25 protein-coding genes and 1 pseudogene are annotated in these 24,180 nt (G+C 59.4%); 17 read left to right on the top strand and 9 right to left on the bottom strand.

All coding sequences use genetic code 11. From position 1 onward, the window contains the following. Positions 1–127, bottom strand: a pseudogene (locus tag C483_RS20725) (3-ketoacyl-CoA thiolase); the annotation flags it as partial. Between the two features lie 360 nt (positions 128–487). On the opposite strand from C483_RS20725, the gene C483_RS02905 reads away from it, so the two are divergent. Beyond that, entirely contained in the window at positions 488–1,540 is a 1,053-nt protein-coding gene (locus tag C483_RS02905) for a DHH family phosphoesterase (protein WP_006651850.1), read from the top strand. Between the two features lie 59 nt (positions 1,541–1,599). Here the strand turns inward: C483_RS02905 and C483_RS02900 are convergent, their stop codons facing one another. Continuing rightward, positions 1,600–2,082, bottom strand: a complete 483-nt coding sequence (locus tag C483_RS02900; protein WP_006651849.1) for an Hsp20/alpha crystallin family protein — start codon at positions 2,080–2,082, stop codon at positions 1,600–1,602. Positions 2,083–2,310: 228 nt separating this feature from the next. On the opposite strand from C483_RS02900, the gene C483_RS02895 reads away from it, so the two are divergent. Then, the gene (locus C483_RS02895; protein WP_006651848.1) at positions 2,311–3,009 is read left to right on the top strand and encodes a type 1 glutamine amidotransferase domain-containing protein; all 699 of its coding nucleotides are present in this window, start codon (positions 2,311–2,313) and stop codon (positions 3,007–3,009) included. Positions 3,010–3,057: 48 nt separating this feature from the next. Here C483_RS02895 and C483_RS21035 read toward each other — a convergent pair whose 3' ends face one another. Further along, entirely contained in the window at positions 3,058–3,186 is a 129-nt protein-coding gene (locus C483_RS21035) for a hypothetical protein (protein WP_006651847.1), read from the bottom strand. 248 nt (positions 3,187–3,434) lie between these two features. Here C483_RS21035 and C483_RS02890 point away from each other — a divergent pair, with 248 nt between their 5' ends. The 7 genes from C483_RS02890 (at position 3,435) to C483_RS02860 (ending at position 7,688) form a co-directional block, all read left to right on the top strand. Beyond that, complete coding sequence (locus C483_RS02890) at positions 3,435–4,304, top strand: succinylglutamate desuccinylase/aspartoacylase family protein (RefSeq protein ID WP_006651846.1); 870 nt, start codon at positions 3,435–3,437, stop codon at positions 4,302–4,304. Further along, a complete protein-coding gene (locus C483_RS02885) occupies positions 4,301–4,705 on the top strand; it encodes a hypothetical protein (RefSeq protein WP_006651845.1) in 405 nt (134 codons plus the stop codon). Before C483_RS02890 ends, C483_RS02885 begins: the two co-directional genes overlap by 4 nt. A gap of 151 nt (positions 4,706–4,856) precedes the next feature. Beyond that, positions 4,857–5,066 carry a hypothetical protein gene (locus tag C483_RS02880; RefSeq protein ID WP_006651844.1) on the top strand — a complete coding sequence of 70 codons (210 nt, stop codon included), beginning with the start codon at positions 4,857–4,859 and terminating at the stop codon, positions 5,064–5,066. 126 nt (positions 5,067–5,192) lie between these two features. Then, positions 5,193–5,666, top strand: a complete 474-nt coding sequence (locus tag C483_RS02875) for an RNA-binding protein (RefSeq protein WP_006651843.1) — start codon at positions 5,193–5,195, stop codon at positions 5,664–5,666. Between the two features lie 426 nt (positions 5,667–6,092). Then, positions 6,093–6,434: a DUF7344 domain-containing protein gene (locus tag C483_RS02870; RefSeq protein ID WP_006651842.1), complete on the top strand. Its 342-nt coding sequence runs from the start codon at positions 6,093–6,095 to the stop codon at positions 6,432–6,434. 170 nt (positions 6,435–6,604) lie between these two features. Next, positions 6,605–6,991 (top strand): hypothetical protein, encoded by a 387-nt coding sequence (locus tag C483_RS02865; protein WP_241431463.1) that lies wholly within the window; start codon positions 6,605–6,607, stop codon positions 6,989–6,991. Then, complete coding sequence (locus C483_RS02860; RefSeq protein ID WP_006651840.1) at positions 6,978–7,688, top strand: PAS domain-containing protein; 711 nt, start codon at positions 6,978–6,980, stop codon at positions 7,686–7,688. Before C483_RS02865 ends, C483_RS02860 begins: the two co-directional genes overlap by 14 nt. Before the next feature lie 125 nt (positions 7,689–7,813). On the opposite strand, the gene C483_RS02855 is transcribed toward C483_RS02860, so the two are convergent. Further along, a complete protein-coding gene (locus C483_RS02855; protein WP_006651839.1) occupies positions 7,814–8,356 on the bottom strand; it encodes a hypothetical protein in 543 nt (180 codons plus the stop codon). Between the two features lie 420 nt (positions 8,357–8,776). On the opposite strand from C483_RS02855, the gene C483_RS02850 reads away from it, so the two are divergent. From C483_RS02850 to C483_RS02830, 5 genes are read left to right on the top strand one after another with little or no spacing between them, the layout of a single operon-like run. Continuing rightward, a complete protein-coding gene (locus tag C483_RS02850; protein ID WP_006651838.1) occupies positions 8,777–10,810 on the top strand; it encodes an ABC transporter substrate-binding protein in 2,034 nt (677 codons plus the stop codon). Positions 10,811–10,849: 39 nt separating this feature from the next. Continuing rightward, positions 10,850–11,806, top strand: a complete 957-nt coding sequence (locus C483_RS02845) for an ABC transporter permease (protein WP_049912390.1) — start codon at positions 10,850–10,852, stop codon at positions 11,804–11,806. Positions 11,807–11,814: 8 nt separating this feature from the next. Continuing rightward, a complete protein-coding gene (locus C483_RS02840; protein WP_006651836.1) occupies positions 11,815–12,828 on the top strand; it encodes an ABC transporter permease in 1,014 nt (337 codons plus the stop codon). Next, positions 12,828–13,883 (top strand): ABC transporter ATP-binding protein, encoded by a 1,056-nt coding sequence (locus C483_RS02835; protein ID WP_006651835.1) that lies wholly within the window; start codon positions 12,828–12,830, stop codon positions 13,881–13,883. The genes C483_RS02840 and C483_RS02835 overlap by 1 nt, the downstream gene beginning before the upstream one ends. Next, entirely contained in the window at positions 13,876–15,270 is a 1,395-nt protein-coding gene (locus C483_RS02830; RefSeq protein WP_006651834.1) for an ABC transporter ATP-binding protein, read from the top strand. The genes C483_RS02835 and C483_RS02830 overlap by 8 nt, the downstream gene beginning before the upstream one ends. A 111-nt stretch (positions 15,271–15,381) precedes the next feature. Here the strand turns inward: C483_RS02830 and C483_RS02825 are convergent, their stop codons facing one another. From C483_RS02825 to C483_RS02810, 5 genes are all read right to left on the bottom strand, one after another. Then, a complete protein-coding gene (locus C483_RS02825; protein ID WP_006651833.1) occupies positions 15,382–15,798 on the bottom strand; it encodes a hypothetical protein in 417 nt (138 codons plus the stop codon). A 159-nt stretch (positions 15,799–15,957) separates the two neighbouring features. Further along, positions 15,958–16,521: a hypothetical protein gene (locus C483_RS02820; protein WP_006651832.1), complete on the bottom strand. Its 564-nt coding sequence runs from the start codon at positions 16,519–16,521 to the stop codon at positions 15,958–15,960. 70 nt (positions 16,522–16,591) lie between these two features. Next, positions 16,592–16,870, bottom strand: coding sequence for a hypothetical protein (locus tag C483_RS19320; RefSeq protein ID WP_083860383.1), 279 nt, complete (start codon positions 16,868–16,870; stop codon positions 16,592–16,594). A gap of 381 nt (positions 16,871–17,251) precedes the next feature. Beyond that, positions 17,252–18,385, bottom strand: a complete 1,134-nt coding sequence (locus C483_RS02815) for a hypothetical protein (RefSeq protein ID WP_006651831.1) — start codon at positions 18,383–18,385, stop codon at positions 17,252–17,254. A 1-nt stretch (position 18,386) separates the two neighbouring features. Further along, a complete protein-coding gene (locus C483_RS02810) occupies positions 18,387–19,484 on the bottom strand; it encodes a hypothetical protein (protein WP_006651830.1) in 1,098 nt (365 codons plus the stop codon). A gap of 265 nt (positions 19,485–19,749) precedes the next feature. Here C483_RS02810 and dnaK point away from each other — a divergent pair, with 265 nt between their 5' ends. From dnaK to C483_RS02795, 3 genes are all read left to right on the top strand, one after another. Beyond that, positions 19,750–21,702 (top strand): molecular chaperone DnaK, encoded by a 1,953-nt coding sequence (dnaK, locus tag C483_RS02805; RefSeq protein ID WP_006651829.1) that lies wholly within the window; start codon positions 19,750–19,752, stop codon positions 21,700–21,702. A gap of 284 nt (positions 21,703–21,986) precedes the next feature. Further along, a complete protein-coding gene (dnaJ, locus tag C483_RS02800) occupies positions 21,987–23,159 on the top strand; it encodes a molecular chaperone DnaJ (protein ID WP_006651828.1) in 1,173 nt (390 codons plus the stop codon). Positions 23,160–23,220: 61 nt separating this feature from the next. Next, on the top strand, positions 23,221–24,021 hold the full coding sequence (locus C483_RS02795; protein WP_006651827.1) for a hypothetical protein: 801 nt from the start codon (positions 23,221–23,223) through the stop codon (positions 24,019–24,021). The last annotated feature ends 159 nt before the right edge of the window (positions 24,022–24,180 follow it).

The following is a 24,180-nucleotide window of genomic DNA, read 5'->3' as shown; positions in this document are numbered from 1 at the left end:
TCTCGAGTCCGTTCGGAACGCTCTCGACTGCGTCTTCGAACGCCGTTCGGAACAGCGATCGGTAGCTTTGGTCGGGAAACGCACCGTAGGCCGACTGTCCCGCACCGACGAGGTAGACATCTCGCATACTCGTGCACGGAGTGCCCGGTATGAAATAGATTTCGTCAACGATTCGCATGGTGACAGTACTGACACCTCTCCCGGCGATTCCTCGGCTGCTATCGGACTGCTCGCGACGTGGCTACGACGATCTTCGGTTGCGGAGACGACCATCGATTCGACCATCCGTACGACGACTGTACCGATCGGTACTGGAACCATACGGGAACGTACGACATGATCTCGCCTCATATCGGCACCATACGACAGTATACGGCATCATACAGCACCATACCAGTACCATACCAGCACCCTATCACATCGCAGCGATGCCAACCGACTCGAGTACACCCAGTCAACGAACCATTGTCTCGCGAGACGGTCTGCGATGGCACTCCGTACCGTCACTGGGTTCAAACGGCTGTTTCTCGTACTGGGTGACGACATGTCACGCGCGGCCGATCTCGTCTCGGTTCTCGAATCCGCCTCCTCGCTCGTCGTCGTCTGTCACGACAATCCGGACCCCGACTGCCTGGCCAGCGCGCTCGCACTCGAGACGATCGCCGACGAACACGATGTCGAGGAGGTGGTGATCACGTACGGCGGCGAGATTTCACACCAGCAGAATCGAGCGTTCGTCAACATGCTCGCACTCACTGTCGTTCCACTCGAGGACGTGGCGTTCGAGGAGTTCGACTGTCTCGCGTTCGTCGATCACACGAGCGGGCAGAACACGTCGCTCGATACGGCCCTCGAACCGGATATTGTCGTCGACCATCACCCTAACGGCGGTGGTGACGCCGAGTTCGCCGATATTCGGACCGAGTACGGTGCGACGGCGACCATCTTCGTCGAGTATCTCGAAGAGTTCGACATCGAGTTGACGAGTCGTCTCGCCTCCGCACTGCTGTTTGCGCTCCATCGCGAGCGCCTGGATTTCGTTCGCGAGCCGACGCGACGGGAGTACGAGGCTGCGCTCGCGGTCTATCCCGACGCCGAACTCGAGGTGCTCGAACAGCTCTACGGCAGCGCGTTTTCACCGGGAACGCTCGATGCAATTGGGCGAGCGATCGACACCCGTGAGCGTCGGGGCTCCTCGCTGGTCGCGAACGTCGGCAAAACAGGCGAGACGGACGCGCTACCACAGGCAGCAGACTACTTGCTCAATCTCGAGGGTGTCGATACGGTGCTCGTCTACGGTATCGTGGGTGACGCGATCCGAATCAGTGGCCGGTCGATCGACCCGCGGATCAACATGGGCGAGACACTCGACGACGGGTTCGGCGACCTGGGGTCGGCGGGCGGCCATCACGATATGGCGGGTGGCTACATCGAACTCGGTATTTTTGCAGACGACGCAGGCGACGCCGAACAGCTTCTGGAGTTCGTCAGTGGCCGTATTTCGAACCGATTCTTCGAGGCGCTGAATCTGGACGACTGACGTGTGGCAGTGAGTTGCAGGGCTGATACTGGTTCGAGGCGGCCAGGGACTCAGCCCACTCAGTCGATATCGATCCGATGGGACCCGCTGTCCGGCTCACGCTTTGGAAGCCGGATCGTCAGAATCCCGTTGTTGATCGTCGCATCGACCCCGTCTGGGTCGACGGCAGCTGGTAGCGTCACCTTGCGACTGAACGACTGGACCTCTCGCTCCCGGCGGATGTAGACGCCGCGATCCTCCTCGTCATCGTGACCGTCCGCGCGCTCGCGTTCGCCCTCGATGGTGAGTAACTCACCAGCCAGTCGAATGTCGAGGTCGTCGGCCTCGTAGCCGGGCACGTCGACGGTGATGACGAACTCGTCATTCTCGTCTGCGATGTCGAGGCTGGTCGAACCGCTTCCGACATTCGTCGAAAGATTGAGCCGTCGCTGGCTTTGGTCCTCAATACTCTGTTCCCAGGATCGAGCAGCCGTCTCGAGTTGGCGGTTGAGTTTTTCGATCAGTTCCTCGATGCCGTCGAAGGGAGTCGATCTGTCTGCCATAGTCACCATATCGTACGCTATCGACGCCGAAAAAGGCCACTTCAGCTCTGTCTGACCGTCAGTGGCGATAACGTATTGTGTCATGGTAACAGTGCCAGGACAGCAACGACCAGTCAGACCGGTACCGGCGACACCATTGCCTACCGAAACGGAAAAAGGCCACACGGTCCCGGCAGCACCCTCGGGTGGTGGGGGAGTTTTGAGGCTGCTCGGCGTAGGGCCGTCTCCATGACGCGCGCACTATTCGTCGTTAGCGAGGAAGGCTACTGGGGAGAAGAATGCGTCGAGCCACTCGAGACGCTCTCGGATGCGGGCGTCGAGATTACGGTCGCAACGCCCTCGGGCGGGCCGCCGGAACTCGATGAGACATCGGCGGATCCGGACGAGGTCGGCGAGGAGACCGCCGAGCACGTCCGTGAGGTCCACGAGAACGACGAGCGGCTCAACGACCCGATTCCGACGGCCGAGGCCGACGCGAGCGAGTACGACACTGTCGTCTTCCCCGGTGGGCACGGCACCGAGTGGGACGTCAATCAAGACAGCGACGCACGCCGACTCCTTCGGGACGCGGTCGAGGGCGAGGGGAAGGCGCTGGTCGTCTGTCACGCCGTCGGCCTGCTCGCGTTCGCCCGTGACAGCGACGGTGGCTTCATCGTCGAGGGCCGCGACGTGACCGGCTTCCCGAACGAGTGGGAAGAAGAAATCGTCGACGAGAACGACGTCATGCCGACCGGGCGCAAGCTTCCCTACTGGGTCGAAGACGAGGTCGAGGTTGCCGGCGGTAACTGGGACGCCGAACTCGATCAGGACACGAGCGTTACTGTCGACGGCGATCTCCTCACCGCTCGCGGACCCGGGTCCTCGAGTGCGGCTGCGGAGACGCTGCTCGACGAACTCGGAGTATCGGCAGCGGAAGCGGAAGAGTAGAGGAAGAGAAAAAGAACAACAGACGTTCGTGTTGGCGGCTACTCTGTGTTATCGCCGGAGCATATCGATCGCTCGTTCGATCGTTCGGACGAACGAAAGCGTCGGCGTTCCAGGCAGGTAGACGGGGACATCCCCGTCGTCGGTCGGGACATTCGTAATCGGATCTCTGCGTTCCATATGAGTGGTACGCACCGCACGTATTTACGCATTCGGAACTATTCTTTTGCTATCCAAAAGTAACGATCGTCATTGAGTAACCTGGGCACGGTATTCTCTCACACCAGGTGACGAATATCACACACCGGTACCGTCGTTTGATCCGGTGTACGCCGGAAATTCGGCGAAATTGCGAGAATAGTACGTTCTGATTACACTCACATCGTCAATGAGAAGGTGCTTGAGAGTGGATCTGCTCACAGCTACTGATGAGGCGTCGGAGTGCGCTCGCCGCGGTGACAACGCTCGCAGGCACAGCCATCGCAGGTGTCGTGAGTCGGCCCGGCGGCAACGATCGGCTGCTTACAGCGGCGCAGGAAGGAAGCGACGACATCACGACTGAGACGACACAACTGCTCCCCGATACTGTCCACGAGACGACGTTGTACGAACTCACGGCGTCCGACCCGGGGCCGACGGTGATGGTCTTCGGCGGCATCCACGGCGACGAACGCAACGGGATCGAGGCCGCCCACGACGCCACTGAATGGGCTCCGGATGCTGGCCAACTCGTCGTCGTCCCCGAGACCGACCGCGTCGCCGTCGAAAACGACGAACGCGGGGGAATCGACGGCGACCTCAACCGTCACTTCCCGGCTGGCGAGGAGCCGACCAGCGACCTCGCACGCGGCATCTGGGACGCCGTCGAACGGTACGATCCCGACGTCGTCCTCGACCTCCACCGCTCGCTCGGAATCTACGGCTTCCACCGGGAGTACGTCGGCCAGACGCTCTTTCACTCCGCAGACGCCCACGGTCGCGCCATCGCCGACGCACTCACCGCGGACGCCGTCCCCTGGTACCTGCCGTTCCACCGCTTCACTCCAGCCGAGAGCACCGCCGGTGGCCCGCTCCTCTTTCAGAAGGCCGCCGCCGAACTCGACGCGACTGCCTACCTCTTCGAGACGACCGCGTTCCTCCTCGACCACGCGACCATGACCGAACAGTCCCGGCTCGTGACCGCCCACGTCCTCGCGGCTCACGGGGTACTCGAGTACGACACGGGAATTGGCGTGGCGGGTACCGGGGAGCCAGACCAGGAGTCCGAAACGGAACCAGACGGAGGGACAAGCGCATGAGCGGGGCGTCACCTGAAACGGAGCCGGGGAGGGAGTCGGAACTCTCGGCCGGGCCAGCAGGCTGGCTCGAGATCGGCCGCCGGGCGCTCACGAGTCCGGCGACGGTTGCGACCACAATCTTGCTGATCGTGCCGTTCGCGCTGGGTTGGTTTCGGACGGAACTGTTCTCACCGCTGGCGCTGCCGGGGTACGTTATCTACAGCGTCGGGACGGCGATCGGCAACGCCATCGCGCCACGGTTCGAGTTCTGGGTGTACTGGGTGCCGTTCCTCGGGGGCTGTTACGGTATCGCGGTCAGCGTCGGCACCGGGTACGAGTGGGTTCGCGCTCGCCGCGCTGCTGGTGAGGACGGAACGGAGACAGACCGCTCACCCGATCCACCCGGCGAATCGGACGATTGAGGCAGACAGTGTCGTTGCGAATGGCTCGACGGTAGTGAAATGGTACTCAGGCGGCGACCAGACGGCAACGCAACCACCTGACGCGAACACAACAGTACTCGAGAGGACGGTGAATCAGTCCCTTTTTACGCGACGGCGGGGAACTGCGACTATGAGCTTCGAGAAAGACGACAACGTTGTCCTGACGGACAAGCACAGCGATTTCAACGGCGAAGTCGGAACGGTTACCCAGACCATGGAATCGATGTTCGGCGACGTGACCTACACCGTGAGCTTCGAGGACGGACAGGAGACGGGCATTCCGGAAGAGGATCTCGAGGCGGCTGACGGTGTTGCGGGCGAAGACGACGACGAAAACTAACGACAGCGACACTCAGGTCCGTACTCACACCCACAACGACCGACACTCCACCCAGCCCCGACCGACCAATCCCGCACCGGCGACGCCACCTATGTGAGAGTTCGGCAGCCGTATACGATACCACAGATGCCACAGATTCCGCTTCACTACGTCGACATTCGAACGTTCTGCTACGCCACAGAGGACGAAAAACGCGTCGAGGAGGCCCTTCGGACCTTCCTCCCCGAGGAGTTCGAGATCGACCGCGTCGAAAGCGAGGGCCACTACGGCGACCGTATCCTCGTCCTCTCGGCCCGCGTCGAGAACGCAGACGACGTGCGCCACGTCCTCTCGCGACTTACCGACCTCGAGTCGTTCGACACGCTGCTCGATGAGCTCGACGACCGCGTCACCGAGAACACCGAACTCTTCCTCAGCCTGGACAAACAGGCCGCCTTCGAGGAGACGATTCGCGTCGGCGACGGTATCATGCTCCGCGCGAAGGTCGAGGCCTACCCTGCGAAAAAAGAACAGGCACTCGAGAACGCTCGCGAGGTACTCGAGCGGCTCCGGAATCGGGAGTCCGATTCTGACGCTGCTGCAGAGCGGGACGACTCGTGACGCGTCGCCGTTTCTGACCGCGTTGACTTCTGGCGTGCCGCTGTTCCTGACTGCACCGACTCGCTACTCAGTCCGCACCGGATCGACCGGTTCTGATGCGAACTACCGCCAGGTCCTGACCCTGGCCCCAACCCCTACACCGGACTCGGACTCGGATTCGACTCCGGCCACACGACAACAGACCACTCCTGCCCATACTCATACCCATACCCATACCCATACTCTTATCATCGTGATACACATCGGTTAAGAGCAACCCGTCGCGACGACGCTTTCGTTCGAAACTCGATATCGCGACCCACGATGGCGATGCCGGGCAGCCACCATCGGCTGTGCCAGGTCGACAACCCCCCCCGTCACTACGGCCGGGATACGTTCGGCCCTGGCATCGAACCACGGCCTCACGGTTGCTTCCCACCATCCACCATGGACAACACGGACGCGGATCGCTCGGAGACGCTCGACGAACTGCTTACACTCTGTGCACACAGACACTGCCGTGGCGTCCTCACATACTTCAGACGCACGTCAGAAACGACCGTCTCGCTTGCAACTCTCGTTGACTCGCTACTGGCCTCGTCTCCCCACCAGGAGACAGCGGCTCCACCCGCTCTCGACCGATCCCACCTTGCGTTACACCTCCACCACTCGACACTGCCGCGCCTCTCGGAGGCAGGGGTACTCGAGTACGATTCGAGATCAAATACGGTTCGGTATCACGGCCACCGCGAACTCGAGCGACTCATGGCGGCGATTTCGGAACGGTAACTCGTACTGATCGGGACAGATCCCGCCGCGTGCAGTGAGAGTTATAGCTGAGAGCAGACCGTTGCTCGTCGCGGTAACCGGTTCGCTAAATCGAGTGTGCAGGCGACCTGAGGGTACAGAGACAACGAATGCGGGGGTAGACTTACTATCCTACAGGTGCTCTACACCGTATGATGGAGACACCGGATGGAGGTGGCGTCCAGGACCGGTGGGATCAGTTGCTACAATTGCTGGCAGCGCGGCCACGTCGACAACTCATCAGTTCCCTGCTCGATACACCCGCTGATCAGCGCCTGCCACTGCCATCGGCAGCAGTGTCGTCACCGCAACTGGGAGAGGGTGACCACGACCGAATCGCAATCGAACTTCGACACCAGCATCTTCCCGCACTGGCGAGTGTCGAGTACATCCGCTGGGAGCGAGACCCGTTCTGTGTTCGCCGCGGTCCGCGATTTGACGAGCCCGCGGCGGTGATCCGGGTTCTCCAGGAGTCGGCTGACCAGTTCCCGGACACACTAGCGCGGGATGGATTCGTTGAGGCGCATGAATCGTCGTAACGATATCATCTATGAGGTCGTCGCAGCGCTCGCTGCCGCAGATGGGTCCGACCCGGGTTCGCTGGGATACACGCTGGCGGATTACGTCGACCCGACGGTAATCGAGCGCCTCGTTGCGAGTAACACGGCGTCGGAACTGTCGTTTCAGGTTCCCGGCCACGAGGTGACGGTAACCGCCGACGCCGAGGTGTTCATCGACGGCGTCGAGTACCGCACAGGTCGGCAATCACCGGTGTCGACCAGCGAACGGACCGTGGGTGGGGACCGGGAGACGCCGGACCAACTGCAGCTACAGCGGTTTTTCACGAACCTTCCCTGTACGGTGTATCAGTCACGCAACGAGGAGGGGTGGCCGATCGAGTTCATCAGCGGCAACTGCCACGAGTTGACCGGTTACGAGCCAAACGCGTTCATCATCGGTGGCATCAACTTCGGTTTCGACCTCATCCACCCTGACGATTGCGAGCGGGTCAATGCAGCGGTCGACCAGTCGATCGAGAACGAAACGCCGTTTTCGGTTATGTACCGACTCCAGACGGCCAATAGTACGGAGAAGTGGGTTCTCGAGATCGGAATGCCGCTGTTCGATGGGACGGAACCGCTCTCGATCGTCGGTGCAATCGTCGATCTCTCTGATGTAGGCCCGGAGCAGGCACAGTCAGTTCCATCGCCTGGACGGGTAAATCCGAGTCGATGACTCACGAGTGCTCGTCTTCGTCGTCTTCGTGTGCACTTCACGGAACAGTGTCGAAGGGACGGGATCTGTAGTAGCCGGGCTGTAGTAGCTGGTCTGTGGTAGCCGTGTAGTGAATTGCTTACTGGCTACTCGTCCGGACTGATCTGAACGGTTGTCTCGGCGGTTAGCCCCTTCTCCTCGGCGTTGGGGACGTTGATCTGGACGCTGATCGTGTGTTCACCGGTCTCAGCCGCTTCCCACTCGTGGTCAGACACCTTGAACAGCTGGCGCCACACCTTTCGGAACCGCTTGCGTTCGCCGCGCTGGAAGGCGAACGCGCCGCTCTCGTCCGGTGGGTCATAGCGTGCAACGTGTGTCGCCTCCGTGACGCCGTCGATATCCCAGGTCCACAACAGCGGTGACTCCGTCGACAGTGTAACCGGGACCGGGAGCGAGTTGTGCATTATGACGGTGAACGGTATCGGTTCGTCCTCCGAAAACGTCGATTGAGGTGTTACAACATCGACCGAAATCGCCCGCTGGCGGAGGCCTTTCGGAACGAAGAGGTTGCTCAGCGCCGACGAGTTTATGGAGCGAAAGGACTGGACCGTCGTAGACGACTCTCGCTCGTGTGGGGTAAACGGCTTCTCGTCGCGCTCGATGGCGTCCGACTCGTAGATCCGACGCATAGCCGTCGGGAGGTACTGACTCGCCTAAAACGTTCGGGTGCAGTCAGTCGCCAGCAACCCGTTGCTACCTGATCCGATCGGTTTGTAGTGGTCTTTGGACCGAGGCAATTTTCCGCGAGACGGTCACCTCTCATGGGGTCGACTCTAATGTGTAGAACCGTTCATTGTTGGACATACCTTTAATCAATTGTTGGACAATACAACGCAAGACAAAACTAATCCCACAATTATCACTCGCTCAACCATGCCATTATAATACATGATCAAAACCTATTTATGGCCTCACTTAGATGGACAGGTTGTAGTGTTGGCAAATGCGATGTGGTCACTCTCCCCAATGATAGCTGGGTCCGTCGATGAGCCTTGTCGACGCCGAAGCCGGAAAGCGATCACATCCAACGTAATGGTGGTTTAAACACAATGTCGAAATCAACGAAATCACGAAGTTCGAGTCTTGATCGCCGTCGACTGCTGCAGGGTATCGCGGCTGCTGGTGCAATCGGTGTTGCCGGTTGTATTGGCAATGGTGACGATGAGGATGACGAGATCCTCGACGTCAGCGCAGCGTTAGAGCGAAACGAAGTCGACCTCGACGAGATACAGGAGGGCGGCAGACTCGAGTTCGCGATTCCACGAAACAGTATCTCCGACTACGACCAATCACAGAGTACTGCCGCTGAGGACTCGGTGGTGTTCGAAGCGGTCTACGACGGGCTGACGACGGTCGACAGCGAAGGGGAATACCTGCCGTGGATGGCCGCAGAACACGAGGCCGAGGAAGCAAACGATGTCTCCGTCACGGACTACGAGGACTACATGGTCGAAATGGAAGCCGACGACGCGGACGACGGCTTCCCATTCTTCGATCTGGAAGACGACAACAATCTCGTCCTCATGCAACACCCTGACGACCTGCCGGCTGAGGAGGGCGACACGGTCCGTGTGTTGACCCGGGAGGAAGCCGGCGACGCCGTCGCTGACGGCGTCTACGGAACCAGAGTCGAGGGACGTCTCCACGAAGGCATCGAGTTCCACAACGGCGACGAACTGACGGCCGAAGACATCGTCCGATCCTACGACAGATACGTCGGCTCTGACAACGAAGGTCAGATGTTCGACACGTTCATGTACGCCGAGGCCCTCGACGGCGACGACGGCTACACGTACGCGCTGTACTCACAGGAACCCGACGCCGCAGCGTTCGTGGAGATGAACCCGTACGTTTTCCCGGCCGAACACGCTGACGTTCCGGCGGGAGAACTCGACCCACGGGACGACGAGGATCTGGTCCCGATCGGTACTGGTCCATACCAGGTCGAAGAGTTCGAAGAAGGATCGCAGCTACTCCTCTCTCGGAACGAAAACTACTGGGTCGAAAACGTCGGCCTCGAGAATATCCCGTGGTGGGATGGCCCCGACGAGTTCCCCGAGAGCCCGGTCATCGACGAGATCAATATCCGATTCGTCGACGAGTCCGTCCAGCGGAGTGCTGCACTCGAGGACGGCGACGTAGACATCGCGTACGAACTGCCGTCTGACGCACGGAACAGTTTCTACGAGTCGGACGACTACGTCGTCTCTGCGACGGAAGCCTTCGGCTTCAAGTTTATGCAGTTCCCGGTCGAGGAGACCGACACCGGCGGCGCATTCGCCGAACGAGAGATCCGTCAGGCGGTCAGCGCGTTGATTCCGCGCCAGCAGATCGTCGACCTCATCGAACAGGGTTGGGGTGACCCGGCTCGGGTTCCGTTCCCGGCACCCTCCGCAGACCTTGCAACGACCGCCGACGATTACGACGACCTCTTCGACGAGGAGTGGGCCTATCCGGTCGAACCGGATGTCGAACAGGCCGAACAGCTCATCGAAGAGTCGAGCCTGGAGGCACCGGTCGAGATCACTATTCAAACGAACGCCGACGACGACGAACGTATCGACAAGATGCAACTCGCCGTCGACCAGTTGAACCAGAGCGGTCTCTTCGAGGCTGAACTCGAGACACCGGCGGCACTCGGTGACTGGACGCCCGAACTCTACACCGACGGCGCTCGACACGAGGCTGCAGAAAACAATGCGGCGGCCGTGATCGGTCTCGCCGGCACGCCGGAGCCACACGGGTTCCCGGAGACGATTCACGACCCGGACAACTGGAACGGCTGTTGTAACTTCTTCTTCCCCGAAGGAGCACTGCCGGAGGACTTCATCGACTTGCTCCGGAGCTGTCGCTTCGCGACGGATGTCGCCGAGGACGAAGACACTCGCAGAGAGCGGTACGACGAGCTGTGGCCACAGCTAACTGATCTGTCGGCAAACACTATTGTCGACTACTCGCTGAACACTGGGACGGCAAGCAACGACGTGGTCGGATTCAACGTCCACCCACAGACACAGGCGATCTTGAGCTATGCGGTGTACGCCCCTGCTGACGAGCAGATCATGTACCTCGATCGCGACTAACCACCCGACTACCGTCACCCATTTCCACACGTACAAGGCATGAGTTTACAAAAATTCATTCTTAAACGGATACTGGCCTCAGTCCCGGTATTGTTCGGTGTTTCAGTCGTTACGTTCGCGCTTATGCACATCACACCGGGAGACATCGTAGACCAGCTGGTTGCGGCGAATCCCAACGTTCCATCACACGAGGCAGCTCGGCTGCGACGCGAGTTCGGGCTCGACCAACCGGTCTGGGTGCAGTATCTCGACTGGATGCAGGGGGTATTGACAGGCGACTTCGGAGAGGTGTACTCGAGTAGTCGCGACGTGAGTGCCGTCGTACTGGCTCGACTTCCCGAGACGATTGCACTCGGCCTGTTCGGCTGGGTGTTTGCAATCTTGATCGCGATCCCAGGCGGGATCTACGCCGCGGTCAACAAGGACCAGCTCGGTGACACCGTGAGCCGATTCGTCGCCCTTTCGGGCATCTCGATCCCGAACTTCTGGCTGGGCCTGATGCTGATGGCGGTGTTCGCCGTTCAGCTGGATTGGTTCCCGACGCTCGACCCACAGACATCGTTGCTCTCTCCATCGATGCTCTGGTGGCTGATCCTGCCCGGTGTCACGATCGGGACGGCAGCTGCGGCGAACATGATGCGGATCATGCGCACCTCGATGGCCGAGGAGCTAAACAAAGAGTACGTAACCGCCGCGCGTGCAAAGGGACTCCCAGAGCGGACCGTTATTCTCAAGCACGTGTTGCGGAACTCGCTGATCTCGGTCACGACAGTTGCTGCATTCCTGACTGCGAGTATCGTCGCCGGTTCGGTCGTCGTCGAGACGGTGTTCGGATGGCCCGGTCTCGGTCGAGAGCTTATCGATGCAGTCCACCTCAGGGAGATCAATCTTATTCTGGCGATCACCCTGTTTACTGGCTTCTTCATCGTGCTCGCGAACCTGCTCGCGGACATCGTCTACGCACTGCTCGATCCACGAATTAGAGACGAATACTGATCACAACTATGTCAACAGAAAGAGGACGAATTCAGATTTCGGGCTTCGATACTGACGGTATCGAAGATCAGGACTCACTGGATGCCTGGAGCGAATCGGAGGCTGACGAGCTAGAGAGCCGGTGGCGAAAAATCGTGTCGAGCATCGTCCGGGATCGGCTCGCGTTAGGGGGCTTTGCGGTCGTTGCCGTGATGTCACTCGCCGCGTTGCTTTCACAGCCGATTTCGGTAGGCGGGTTCACGATTCAGCCCTTTTCGATCGTCCCGTACGATCCGACGCAGACCGGGGTCGGCGCACGATACGCCGCGCCGTCGCTGTCACATCCGATGGGGACCGACCGACTCGGGCGAGACCTGTTCTCTCGCGTCGTCACCGGTGGTCGCTACAGTATTTCGATCGGGCTCATTGTTACCGCACTCGCGGCAACGTTCGGCGTGATCTACGGCAGCATTTCGGGCTACTTCGGCGGACGGGTCGACGAAGTGCTCATGCGGATTCTCGACGTCGTCTTCGCGTTCCCCGGGCTGGTGCTGGCACTGATCCTCGTCGCCCTCTTCGGCGGCGGTTTCTGGCCGCTGGTCGGCGCGTTCGCGCTCGTCGGCTGGGCGACCTACGCACGTATCATCCGCGGTGAGATCCTGAAGGTAAAACAAAACGAGTACGTGATGGCGGCGAAGGCCCTCGGTGCGCGAGACCGGTCAGTGATCTTCCGCCACGTGATCCCGAACGCCATCGCTCCGGTTATCGTGCAGGCGACACTCAGTATCGGGACCGTCGTTATCGGCGTCGCAGCGCTCGGATTCCTCGGACTCGGCTTCGACCCCGGCACGCCCGAATGGGGAACGATCCTCGACGCCGAATCTGATACGCTCGCGACGGGTGCCGGTGGCACGTGGGACTGGTGGGCAACCGTCTTCCCCGGCCTGATGATCTTCCTGTTCGTCATGTCGATGAACATCATCGGTGACGCGGTCAACGACGCACTCGATGCACAGGTCGACGACATCGGAGGTGGTGGATAATGGCACTGCTCGAAGTCAACGACCTGACGGTGTCGTTCTACACCCAGGAGGGTGTCGTCACCGCCGTCGATAATCTCTCCTACACGATCGAACGTGGCGAGAAATTCGGCGTCGTCGGCGAGAGCGGTGCTGGCAAGAGCGTCACTGCCCTCTCGCTACTGCGACTCATCGAGAGTCCCGGCGAAATCGAGAGCGGCGAGATCCTGCTCGACGGTGACAATCTCCTGGAGATGACCACCGAGGAGATCCGCCAGATCCGAGGGAACCGGATCGGGATGATCTTCCAGGATGCACAAACCGCGCTCAACCCCGTGTACACGGTCGGCGAACAGATCTCCGAAGCGATCAGACACCACCTCGAGTACGACAGCGAGGACGCCAGAGAGCGCAGCATCGAACTGCTCGATCAGGTCGGTATTCCCGACGCCGAAAACCGGTACTCCGACTACCCACACGAGTTCTCCGGGGGAATGCAACAGCGTGCGGTGATCGCGATGGCGCTGTCCTGTGACCCCGACGTGCTGATCGCAGACGAGCCGACGACCGCACTCGACGTGACCACCGAGGCGAAGATTCTCAGCCTGCTCGAGGAACTCACCGATGAGTTCGATACGGCGATCCAACTCATCACGCACGACCTCGGTGTCGTCGCCGAACTCTGTGACCGCGTGATGGTCATGTACGCCGGGCAGGCCGTCGAAAAAGCACCGGTCGAGGAGCTGTACTACGATCCAAAACATCCCTACACCGTTGGACTCATGAGTTCGATCCCACGCGTCGGGGACGACAGCGACCGGCTACGGACGATTCCGGGCGCAATGCCCGACCTGATCGACACACCACCCGGGTGTAGTTTCCATCCCCGCTGCCCGTACGCAGAGGAAGCCTGTACCCGAACAGAGCCGGGCATGATCACCACGGGCGATGGAGCCAACGGCTCCCAGCAGTCGGCGCGGTGTCTCGAGTACACCAACGATCTGCAACACGGACTCGGCTTCGACGTCACCATTGACGACGATCTGAGCGAGCGAGTACGAGGTGAGCAGCATGAGTAACCACGACGAGCCCATCCTCTGGACCGACGACCTGACGAAACACTACACGACGGAAGGCGGGTTCATCGATAACCTCCTCGGTCGAAAGCAGACCGTGAAGGCGGTCAACGATATCGACCTCGAACTGTATCCGGGCGAAACACTCGGCGTCGTCGGTGAGAGTGGGTGCGGGAAGACGACGCTCGGCCGGGCACTCTTGCGACTCATCGAACCGACTAATGGGTCTGCCTACTACAGACAGCAGCTAGACGACAGCCCGAACGCCGAGCGCGAAGCGATCGAGCTAACAGGACTCTCGAGTAGTCGGCTTCGAGACCTCCGAACGGATCTGCAGTACATCTTTCAGGATCCGTTCTCGAGTCTGAATCCGCGCCTTACCGTCGGCGATATCATCGGCGAACCGCTCGATATTCACGGCATCGCCGACGGCGAGGAGCGCATCGATCGTGTGCACGAACTGCTCGACATCGTTGGCCTCAACCCGAGTCACGCTCACCGCTATCCACACGAGTTCTCCGGCGGGCAGCGCCAGCGGATCGGTATCGCCAGGGCGCTGGCAGTCGATCCGGAAGTAATCGTCTGTGACGAGCCGGTGTCGGCACTCGACGTGAGCGTGCAGGCCCAGATTCTCAACCTCCTCGAGGATCTCCAGGAGGAGTTCGATCTGGCCTACATCTTCATCGCACACGATCTGAGCGTCGTCGAACACATCTCGGATCGGATCGCCGTGATGTATCTCGGCGAGTTCGCCGAGGTCGGAACGACTGAGGAGATTTTCGCCGAGCCACACCACCCCTACACCGAGGCGTTGCTCTCGGCGATTCCGGAACCGGATCCACTCTGGGAGGGCGACCAGATCTTCCTCGAGGGACAGGTTCCGTCGCCGATCGATCCACCATCGGGCTGTCAGTTCCACACGCGGTGTCCCCGCGTGATCCCGCCAGCAGAGTTCGATCTCGAACAGCCCGAGTGGCGCTCGTTGTTGACGTTCAAACTACAGGTACACGAAGCCGAGGAGGTAACACAGCTCCTGACGCTGACCAAATCGGACAAGGACATTCGCGAGGACCAATCGAGTCTCTCACACGAGCGGTTAGACGGTCTCGTTCGCGACGAGTTCGGTCTCCCGCCCGAACTGTCGGATACGACAGCCGAATCAGTGGTCACTGACGCGATTGCTGAACTCCGGGACCGAGGGCCAGAGGCGTGTGCAGCACTCCTCGAGGACACGTTCGTCTCACCGTGTGAGTCGACAGCGCCGGAGTACGTCGAGCACTCGCCGACACACGAAATTGCGTGTCTGTTGCACGACGACCGCTACGCTGAAGGGGCACTCGAGTCGACCCAGGCCAGCGACGAGTACAACGGCACTGTCGTTCAGGAGTAGTTCGCTGGGTTTGGGACTTCAGTCGTCAGTTTTGGCGGTGTTGCTGTTGCTGGTGGTGTTGCTGTTGCTAGTGGTGTTGGTGTTTGTATCTGTATTCGTGTTCGAACACGACTAGCTCGTATCGGTCTCGGCCGCTGTCTCGGACTCGTCACCGTCGCTGCGTTCGTCAGGTTGCGTGGGGCTGGCTCCGATCCCTTTCATCGCCAGGTCGAGATCCGCACCGTCGTCGACTCCTGGCTCGCGGTCGTGGAAGCGTCGGCGCAACCGGTCCGGGAGGTATCGGTTCGTGAGTTCGGGCGTTCCCGGAACGAGGTAGCCGCGGACGGCAATCAGACCGACTGCACAACAGAAGACGACGGCCCCAACAGCCAGTGCGACAACCGGTCCCGTCCCGACCCAGGTCAGTACAGCCGCTATGGCGCTGAGAAGGACTGCGAGAACGATATTGACGGCAGTGCACGGGAGACAGCGATTGTCGCCGGTGTACTCGGGTTGGTGAAGACGGTCGATCGGGCCAGGAAACGCCATCGCTCACGAATTGTGTTCGAATCGACAAGAGTGTTGTTCACCTTGTGAGTTGGGTATCGGAGCACCAGTCTACCGGGTTCTCCGGTTACGGGTTGTCCGGTCACCCGATTACCAGTCCACCCAGCCACCCGGCCATCCGAGAACTGTCGTGCTGAATCGTCACATCCCCGGAACCGAATCCGGCGTGAACTCCAGGAATCGTCGCTCACAGTCGGTACACGAGACCGTTACGACCTCGACGTTGCTACAGCACGACTCGACCGTCTGGTCGCTGATCGAGATCGCTCCCGAACAGAACAGACACGCCTCCTGGAAGGACCGAAGCGACTGGAGAATGCGGTAGCGCTGTCTGGAGGGAACGTCGTCCCACTCGTCGGACACCTCGCGGATGCTCTTCTCGACGGCGACATCGAGCTGAACAGCCCCTTCGGAGGGCCAACTTCGGACGGTGCTGCCAGTTTTGTAGGCAGGATACGACCGGTCGGCTTTGGAAACGTTATCATCTGCAACGCCGAAGATGGCGCCGATATCAGTCGGATCGACACCGTCGGTCTGGAGTTTCCCGAGATGCTCCTCGACACGATCAGTGAACGCAGGTGTGAACTGGAGCCCTTCTTCCTCGTCGGTCGGCTCGATTGCGTCTATCTCGAGGAGAAACGCTTCGGGGTCGATCGCGTTCCGTCGGCGCTCCTTGATACGTTCTGCCGCGGACCCTTCTGACATGCACTAACCGTGTGTTCGAGTTGTCAAAAACAGTTCGGTGTGTGACTCACTCACTCTCCTGTTGCCCCAGTCAGGTGCTGGTATCCCCGCTGTCGCTGGTGTCGTGCTCATGCCTGTGTTCGTACTCGTGCTCACGGTCGCGACCTGGGCCGTGGTTGTGATCTCGGTCCCGCCTGGTGATCCCAGGTGCAACGCGACAGCCACAGGGGCCGGCGATAGCGTCGGTGGGGCCGATAACGGTGGTGCGGGTGACGGGGGTGTCACAGCGTGGGCATGGAGGTAACTCGAGTACGGGGTCGCCAGTGGAACCAGTCGCAGACGCTGGCTCGGGATCACTGTCGTGGCTCATGCGGGGCGACACCGCCGTGAGTCCGTGGCTCGGCAGGAGAGCGCTGCTGCTGGTTGTCTTGGGCAATGCGTTAGTCGTGCGGGATGTTTATATCCCGTGAGAATGTACGCAATCATGGCTGCAAAGCCTCATCGGCTTGGAAGCCACGTCTCGAGTGTTGCACCACTCGGGACACTTTCGTGTCCGTTTAATGGCTTCCGTCCTAATTGTTATTTCGTATTCACTTATAACTATCGCCGTATTTAGGAAAGAATAGGGAGGTCTTTATACCGGTTGACTAGATACATATACTAAATAAGAAATTATAATAGCTAAGTTACATTTTGTTCACCGATTCCAGGTCAATGTCTGAATGAAAGGATCTATAGATGATGATCTTGGCTACTTATCTGTTTCATTGGATTCTACATTCTCCTTTATAACCCCACCACCGTATGCTGCTAAGTCCTGTTGCTGGTCAATTTCAGAGATTGCCTTCTCTTTACAGTCTTCACGCAGTGCATCCTTCATATTTTCAATCCGCCATTCTACCCACTTGTTCTCAAGCACCACTTCTAGGTCGTCACGAGCCGTATAGTTAGAGACGATTTTGTAGTCTGCACGGTTATCATCCCACTCACATAGGAAGTTAATGCGTTTTCCAGCTTCAACCAAATCGGTTACAATACTGTCAATTTTACCATCAGAATAGTTAAAGGAGCTATTGGAAACATACTCAACTATATCCCTATGGTCAATACATGGATGCCGGTCTTCCACGCGGCGAGACTGTACAATTACACGAAGTTGATCTACAATAATCGATGTGGGTAAGACATCTGCTTGACCAAAGCTCGTCCCAACACGATCAAGTTCACCATTGAGCCTTCTTACATCATGTGTATGTCGCCGATCAAGTTCAGATAACATTTCGTCAGGATCCTCCGATTCTAAGTTATCAGGAAACGACTGTGGTCGCGCTTGTCGAATCAAAAGTGTGTCCGAATGTGCATCTACAACCCAAGTGATGAACTCTTCCCCTTCTTCAATGATTTCTCTCGCAATCTTGTCACCATGTTGGACGTAGGTTACCAACACGAATTCCATATGGTTGATCTCAGAGCCAAGATATCGACGTTCTAAGTACTCTTTATATACTTCAGCAACCTCTTTCCGTTTGTTCAGTTGATTCACAACGGTTGTCGCGTTACTTGGAATGGAAGACTTTGCTTCACCAAGAATGACACTCCCATCTAAATTCCACAATAGAAAGTCAAAGTTGGGAACCTCTAGCTCCTCGAGCGGTTCAGCAGTAACAAATTTGTAACCACCGGGACTCCCCTGTGAAAATGGGAAAATAGAATAACTAATTAGCTTTCGATGCGCCTGTTGTATGTCGATCTCTTCACGCAGATCTTCCCGTTTGGATTGTTCAGGAAATTTCTGGAGTTTGTTGTGGATGCATTTGCCGTAGAGTCCACGGAACCTAGTTTCTTGACCCACAGGCACCGAATCGGGTGGGTCTACGTTCGTCATATTATGCTGCTAACTGAGATTCGTATAGGTGCATTTTCGCGCCGCCGTCTACCAACTGAATTACAGCTAAGTAAAATTCGACAAGAGAAGGAAACGAACAATTATGTTTTGGGACAATCCGCATCGACTCTTCTGTAGCACTCACATTGAATAAGGACCCGCGACTTTCGTCCGCAACTTGTGCTGAAAAGTCCAAGGAACCTGCCTCTTTCGTAACATCTGTGAAGCTAAAATTCATATTTTCGCTATTCTTGGCACCATGGACAAGGTTTTCAGCTTGCATCAGTGTAACTTGCTGGTCGAAACGGATCTCACCAGAACTTACTTCCGGCACCTGTACTTTCAAGTTTCCCGGCATCACCTCGCGCTTCTTAAACTCAATATTGCGTGCTACATCTCGCAATTCAAGAACACTTTCAACAACTTCTTTCACCAGATCAAATAGAATGTTAAAGCTATCTTTATTGACAGTGAGTAGTGTGAACTTACCAGAGGTGTCTATCTTCATCGAGACATTTTCATGTTCATACTGAATCCGCGTTGGAACAACCCCATACTCAGAGCGGAGCTCATCCAGGCGATCGCGACCGTCAATACCCTTGTACTCAATCTCTCGATCGACATCTGGGCGAATACGTGCATCAGCCAAACTGGGCACTCGTTTTGATTTAAATTCAGAAATGCGCATATCTTCATATCGTGTGAGAACCATATCATTCATCCGTTGGAAATCCTCGGTCATGATTGGCATCGGCGAAATGTGATCACTACCATCAAAGGTCGGCAACAATACCTGCCGAATTGCTTCTTCAGTCTCGGCAGTGATGACCATTTGTAAGTTGTCTTCATATTCTCCAATGTAGAATCGAGCAGGCTGTTCAGCCCCCTTTCTATTCACAAACTCGCCGCTAATCTTCGTTATGCCACCCAAATCCTCTGTCTCATAATAATCATTCAAATAGTCCCTCCACCCGTCTTCGGTGAGATAGAAGAAGGATTTGATCTGGTTGTAGTGGTATCCCTCAAGGACAGATTCAGGCGAGTCTATGATTACTCGGCAAAACTCTTCGAGGGTGTAGTCGTCATCTGGTATGTGCATGTCACGTCCAACCGAGTTTCCTTGCCTCCAACCACACAATCGGGGTACATATTAGTTACCCTAGTAGTTTGAAGGTGAACTCAAGAATTACTTTGGCCGCCTGATTCTTAGTTACCAGGGATACTACGCTCCAATTTTGCCACTACGGCAACCCTACCTAGGAAATCGCCCGACTCCACAGTGACAGCCGCCCATCTAGAATTTTATTCGACTCGTGACGCTGGCTAGTAACGCTTAAAACAAAGTGCGCACAATACCCTCCACAATGGCGAGCAACAAGATTCTCGGAATCGACCTCGGTACGACGAACAGCGCGTTCGCCGTCATGGAAGGCGGCGATCCGGAGATTATCGTCAACGCCGAAGGCGAACGGACGACCCCCTCCGTCGTCGCGTTCACCGACGACGACGAGCGGCTCGTCGGCAAACCCGCGAAGAACCAGGCGATCCAGAACCCCGAAAAGACGATCGCTTCCATCAAGCGCCACATCGGCGACGACGACTACACCGTCGATATCGAGGGCGAAGAGTACACGCCCGAGGAAATCTCCGCGATGATCCTCCAGAAGATCAAGCGCGACGCGGAAGAGTACCTCGGCGACGACGTAGAGAAGGCCGTCATCACCGTCCCCGCGTACTTCTCGGACCGACAGCGCCAGGCGACCAAGGACGCCGGCGAAATCGCCGGCTTCGAAGTCGAGCGCATCATCAACGAGCCGACGGCCGCCTCGATGGCCTACGGACTCGACGACGACTCCGACCAGACCGTTCTCGTCTACGACCTTGGGGGCGGTACCTTCGACGTTTCCATCCTCGACCTCGGCGGCGGTGTCTACGAGGTCGTCGCGACCAACGGAGACAACGACCTCGGTGGTGACGACTGGGACGAGGCCATCATCGACTACCTCGCCGACCAGTTCGAGGACGACCACGGCATCGACCTCCGTGAGGACCGTCAGGCCCTCCAGCGGCTCAAGGACGCCGCCGAAGAGGCCAAGATCGAACTCAGCAGCCGGAAAGAGACGGAGATCAACCTGCCGTTCATCACCGCGACCGACGACGGCCCGATCCACCTCGAAGAATCTCTCACGCGTGCGAAGTTCGAATCGCTCACCCAGGACCTGATCGACCGCACCGTCGAGCCGACCGAGCAAGCACTCGAAGACGCCGGCTACAGTAAGGATGACATCGACGAAGTCCTCCTCGTCGGCGGCTCGACCCGCATGCCACAGGTCGGCGAGAAGGTCGAGGAACTCACTGGTAAGGAACCACAGAAGAACGTCAACCCCGACGAAGCCGTCGCACTCGGCGCGGCGATTCAGGGTGGCGTCCTCGGCGGCGAGGTCGACGACATCGTCCTGCTCGACGTGACTCCGCTCAGCCTCGGTATCGAGGTCAAGGGCGGCCTCTTCGAGCGCCTCATCGAGAAGAACACGACCATCCCGACCGAGGAGTCGAAGATCTTCACCACCGCCGCGGACAACCAGACCACCGTTCAGGTCCGCGTCTTCCAGGGCGAGCGCGAACTCGCCGAGAAGAACGAGATGCTCGGCGAGTTCCACCTGACCGGCATCCCGCCGGCACCCGCGGGCACGCCACAGATCGAAGTCACCTTCTCGATCGACGAAAACGGCATTGTCAACGTCTCCGCCGAGGACAAGGGCAGCGGCGAGTCCGAGGAGATCACCATCGAGGGCGGCGCCGGCCTCTCTGATGCCGAAATCGATGAGATGCAACAGGAAGCCGAGAAGCACGCCGAAGAAGACGAGAAAAAGCGCCAGCGCATCGAGGCCCGCAACACCGCGGAAGCCACGATTCAGCGCGCCGAGACCCTCCTCGAGGAGAACGAGGAGGCAGTCGACGACGCCCTTCGCGGTGACATCGAGGCCGCCATCGAGGACCTCGAGGCCACCATCGACGACGACGAGGCGACCGCTGAGGATATCGAGGCCGCGACCGAGCACCTGAGCACCGAACTGCAGGAGATCGGCAAGCAGATGTACCAGGACGCCGATGCCGGTGCAGCGGGCGCTGGCGGTGCTGGTGCAGCAGGCGGCGCAGGTGCAGGAGCGGGCGCAGCCGGCGCCGGCATGGGCGGTATGGGCGGCGGCCCGAACCCAGGCCCAAGCGGCGCAGCCGGCGGCGACGACGAGGAGTTCGTCGACGCCGACTTCGAGGACGTCGACTTCGACGTCGACGAGGAAGACGACGAGCAGTAATCACCCGACCGCTGCTCGCGCTGCTGACTTAGCAGTGCGGGAACGCGAGATCGGACAGCGATCCGTGTCACACTCGAGTGTGTCCCGAGTGATTGACCACTCGAGTGACGACCGGTTTCAGTTTGTAGCTGACGTGGAGTTGCCGCTGTCTCCCCACGACTAGCAACTGGTAGCGCCCACACCTGTGCTGTGACCACTGTAATCACGAGGGGACTCCCTCATCAGTACCGTCCCGCGGGAACGGTCGTTTCAAGTGTCTCAACCGAGTATCGGTGGAACAACGAATGAGCGAGGACTTCTACGACGCACTCGGTGTGAGCCGTGACGCGTCCGCCGAGGAGATCAAACAGGCGTACCGGAAGAAGGCCACGGAGTACCATCCGGACGTCAGCGATGACCCGGACGCCGAGGAGAAGTTCAAGCGGATCCAGAAGGCAAAGCAGGTGCTCACCGACGAGGACAAGCGCGAGGCCTACGACCGCATGGGCCACGACCGCTACGAGCAGGCCGAAAAACACGGCTATGACGCCAGCGAGGGCGGCATGGGCGGTGGGATGGGTGGCATGGGCGGCGACCCCTTCGGCGGCATGGGTGGCGGTATGGGCGGTGGCGGTCTCGGCGATATCTTCGAGCAAGTCTTCGGTGGTGGTGGGCGCGGTCGCGGTCGCCGCCGCCCCCAGAAGGGGCGCGATCTGCGCACCGAACTCGAGATCGATCTCGACGAAGCCTTCGAGGGCGTCGAGAAACAGTTCACCGTCGAGCGCCCCGAGGAGTGTGACGACTGTGGTGGCGAGGGCCACCCGCCGGACGCCGACTCCCGGACCTGTTCGGAGTGTCAGGGCCGGGGCCAGGTGACACAGGTCCAGCAGACCCCACTCGGTCGCGTCCAGCAGACGACGACGTGTCCGCAGTGTGAGGGGGAGGGAACGCTCTACTCCGAAACCTGCAGCTCCTGTCGCGGCGAGGGCTACGTCCGCAACGAGGCGACGCTGACCGTCGAGGTTCCCGCGGGCATTCAGGAGGGTCAGACCCTCCGCATGGAAGGTGAGGGTGCACCCAGCCCAGACGGCGGTCGCCACGGCGACCTGCTGATAGACATCGCGATCCGCGAACACGAGGAGTTCGAACGCGATGGCGATGACCTGCGCTACCGGCTGCCGATCTCGTTCCCGCAGGCGACCTTCGGTGACACCGTCGAAGTACCGACGCTCGACGGGGCTGTCGAGTTCGACGTTCCGCGAGCGACCCAGAGCGGCGAAACCTTCCGCATCCGCGGTAAGGGGATGCCCCGGCTTCGCGGCCGAGGTCAGGGAGACCTCTTCGTGAAAGTCCAGGTCGTCACCCCCGATTCGCTCAACGAGGAACAGCGCGAAGCGCTCGAGGCGTTCGCCGAGGCCGGCGGCGACGAGATCGACGTCAACGAAGGGTTCTTCGAGAAGATCAAGCGGGCGTTCTAAGCCTGCCACGTCAGCCACCCGTTTCGGCGCGCTTTTTTCACCGCGGCACACAGTGGCCAGTATGACCGCGCACGTTGCCACCGTCGACGAACTGTTCACCCGGGAGCGCCGCGAAGACCGGACCGCCCTCGTCGACACGACACGTCGCGATTACGACGCCCACTGGCTCTGTACCTCGGCCTGGAAGGCGGGCAATTTCCTGCGCCACGCCGGCGTCCGCGAGGGCGTCACTGTCGGCGTCACCGGTAACGGCCCGGTGGCTCTGCTCGCCTGCTTCGGTGCGACACTTCTCGGAGCCACGACCCGCCCGAACCCGCCAGCGGATCTGACCCAGGAAACCGACCTGCAGGCGATCGTCGCACCCGTCGACGAACTCGAGTCTGACCGCTACGAGCTTCCCCGCGGGACCAGCATGCTCGGCTACGGCGACAAGCCGGAAACGCCGGGGATCAAGCACTTCGACGCCGGCCTCTGGAGTGAGAATCCCTCGTTCCCGCCGCAGTCGCTTCCCCCCGAGACCGGCCTGCTCACCGACGGGAGCCGTGCCGTCTCGCACGCACAGGTACTCGAGTCCGCCCGGAATTTAATCGACGACTACGAGATCAAGGCGGGTGACCGCGTTGTGGTCCGGGGGCCCCTTTCGGCTGTCGAGGTCGCGGTAGCGGGCGTGTTCGCGCCGCTGCTCGCGGAAGCGGTGACTGTGCTGGAGCGAGAGCCTGCGACCGGAGACGAAGACGGTACGCGAGAGCGTGTCGAGAAAGACGACAACGTCACCACGTACACGATTTCGGACGCGACGACGAGCGAACCGGCAACTCGGATCGATCCGACGGCACTCGCACTGTCCGATCGCACCGCCTGACCTCGGTTCCACACGGTCGAATCGCTCGGGTGGACGACTCTGTACTGCACAGAACAGAACCGGTTGCACTCGAGTTGTCCTCGCGCTGCACACAACAACTGGTACTCGAGTCGTGAGCCCAGCGGTTCGGACAATCAGTCGTTGAGGAGCGTCTCCCTT

Origin of the sequence: Natrialba hulunbeirensis JCM 10989 (assembly GCF_000337575.1) — an archaeon.
Lineage (GTDB): Archaea > Halobacteriota > Halobacteria > Halobacteriales > Natrialbaceae > Natrialba > Natrialba hulunbeirensis.
The sequence above is the reverse complement of the archived record's forward strand: the minus strand, read 5'-3'. Positions and strand labels throughout refer to the sequence as shown.

Excerpts from the sequence above, each read along its gene's own strand:
- C483_RS02905 (WP_006651850.1), top strand. The coding sequence starts at position 488 with ATGGCACTCCGTACCGTCACTGGGTTCAAACGGCTGTTTCTCGTACTG.
- C483_RS02900 (WP_006651849.1), bottom strand. The coding sequence starts at position 2,082 with ATGGCAGACAGATCGACTCCCTTCGACGGCATCGAGGAACTGATCGAA.
- C483_RS02895 (WP_006651848.1), top strand. The coding sequence starts at position 2,311 with ATGACGCGCGCACTATTCGTCGTTAGCGAGGAAGGCTACTGGGGAGAA.
- C483_RS21035 (WP_006651847.1), bottom strand. The coding sequence starts at position 3,186 with ATGGAACGCAGAGATCCGATTACGAATGTCCCGACCGACGACGGGGAT.
- C483_RS02890 (WP_006651846.1), top strand. The coding sequence starts at position 3,435 with ATGAGGCGTCGGAGTGCGCTCGCCGCGGTGACAACGCTCGCAGGCACA.
- C483_RS02885 (WP_006651845.1), top strand. The coding sequence starts at position 4,301 with ATGAGCGGGGCGTCACCTGAAACGGAGCCGGGGAGGGAGTCGGAACTC.
- C483_RS02880 (WP_006651844.1), top strand. The coding sequence starts at position 4,857 with ATGAGCTTCGAGAAAGACGACAACGTTGTCCTGACGGACAAGCACAGC.
- C483_RS02875 (WP_006651843.1), top strand. The coding sequence starts at position 5,193 with ATGCCACAGATTCCGCTTCACTACGTCGACATTCGAACGTTCTGCTAC.
- C483_RS02870 (WP_006651842.1), top strand. The coding sequence starts at position 6,093 with ATGGACAACACGGACGCGGATCGCTCGGAGACGCTCGACGAACTGCTT.
- C483_RS02865 (WP_241431463.1), top strand. The coding sequence starts at position 6,605 with ATGATGGAGACACCGGATGGAGGTGGCGTCCAGGACCGGTGGGATCAG.
- C483_RS02860 (WP_006651840.1), top strand. The coding sequence starts at position 6,978 with ATGAATCGTCGTAACGATATCATCTATGAGGTCGTCGCAGCGCTCGCT.
- C483_RS02855 (WP_006651839.1), bottom strand. The coding sequence starts at position 8,356 with ATGCGTCGGATCTACGAGTCGGACGCCATCGAGCGCGACGAGAAGCCG.
- C483_RS02850 (WP_006651838.1), top strand. The coding sequence starts at position 8,777 with ATGTCGAAATCAACGAAATCACGAAGTTCGAGTCTTGATCGCCGTCGA.
- C483_RS02845 (WP_049912390.1), top strand. The coding sequence starts at position 10,850 with ATGAGTTTACAAAAATTCATTCTTAAACGGATACTGGCCTCAGTCCCG.
- C483_RS02840 (WP_006651836.1), top strand. The coding sequence starts at position 11,815 with ATGTCAACAGAAAGAGGACGAATTCAGATTTCGGGCTTCGATACTGAC.
- C483_RS02835 (WP_006651835.1), top strand. The coding sequence starts at position 12,828 with ATGGCACTGCTCGAAGTCAACGACCTGACGGTGTCGTTCTACACCCAG.
- C483_RS02830 (WP_006651834.1), top strand. The coding sequence starts at position 13,876 with ATGAGTAACCACGACGAGCCCATCCTCTGGACCGACGACCTGACGAAA.
- C483_RS02825 (WP_006651833.1), bottom strand. The coding sequence starts at position 15,798 with ATGGCGTTTCCTGGCCCGATCGACCGTCTTCACCAACCCGAGTACACC.
- C483_RS02820 (WP_006651832.1), bottom strand. The coding sequence starts at position 16,521 with ATGTCAGAAGGGTCCGCGGCAGAACGTATCAAGGAGCGCCGACGGAAC.
- C483_RS19320 (WP_083860383.1), bottom strand. The coding sequence starts at position 16,870 with ATGAGCCACGACAGTGATCCCGAGCCAGCGTCTGCGACTGGTTCCACT.
- C483_RS02815 (WP_006651831.1), bottom strand. The coding sequence starts at position 18,385 with ATGACGAACGTAGACCCACCCGATTCGGTGCCTGTGGGTCAAGAAACT.
- C483_RS02810 (WP_006651830.1), bottom strand. The coding sequence starts at position 19,484 with ATGCACATACCAGATGACGACTACACCCTCGAAGAGTTTTGCCGAGTA.
- dnaK (WP_006651829.1), top strand. The coding sequence starts at position 19,750 with ATGGCGAGCAACAAGATTCTCGGAATCGACCTCGGTACGACGAACAGC.
- dnaJ (WP_006651828.1), top strand. The coding sequence starts at position 21,987 with ATGAGCGAGGACTTCTACGACGCACTCGGTGTGAGCCGTGACGCGTCC.
- C483_RS02795 (WP_006651827.1), top strand. The coding sequence starts at position 23,221 with ATGACCGCGCACGTTGCCACCGTCGACGAACTGTTCACCCGGGAGCGC.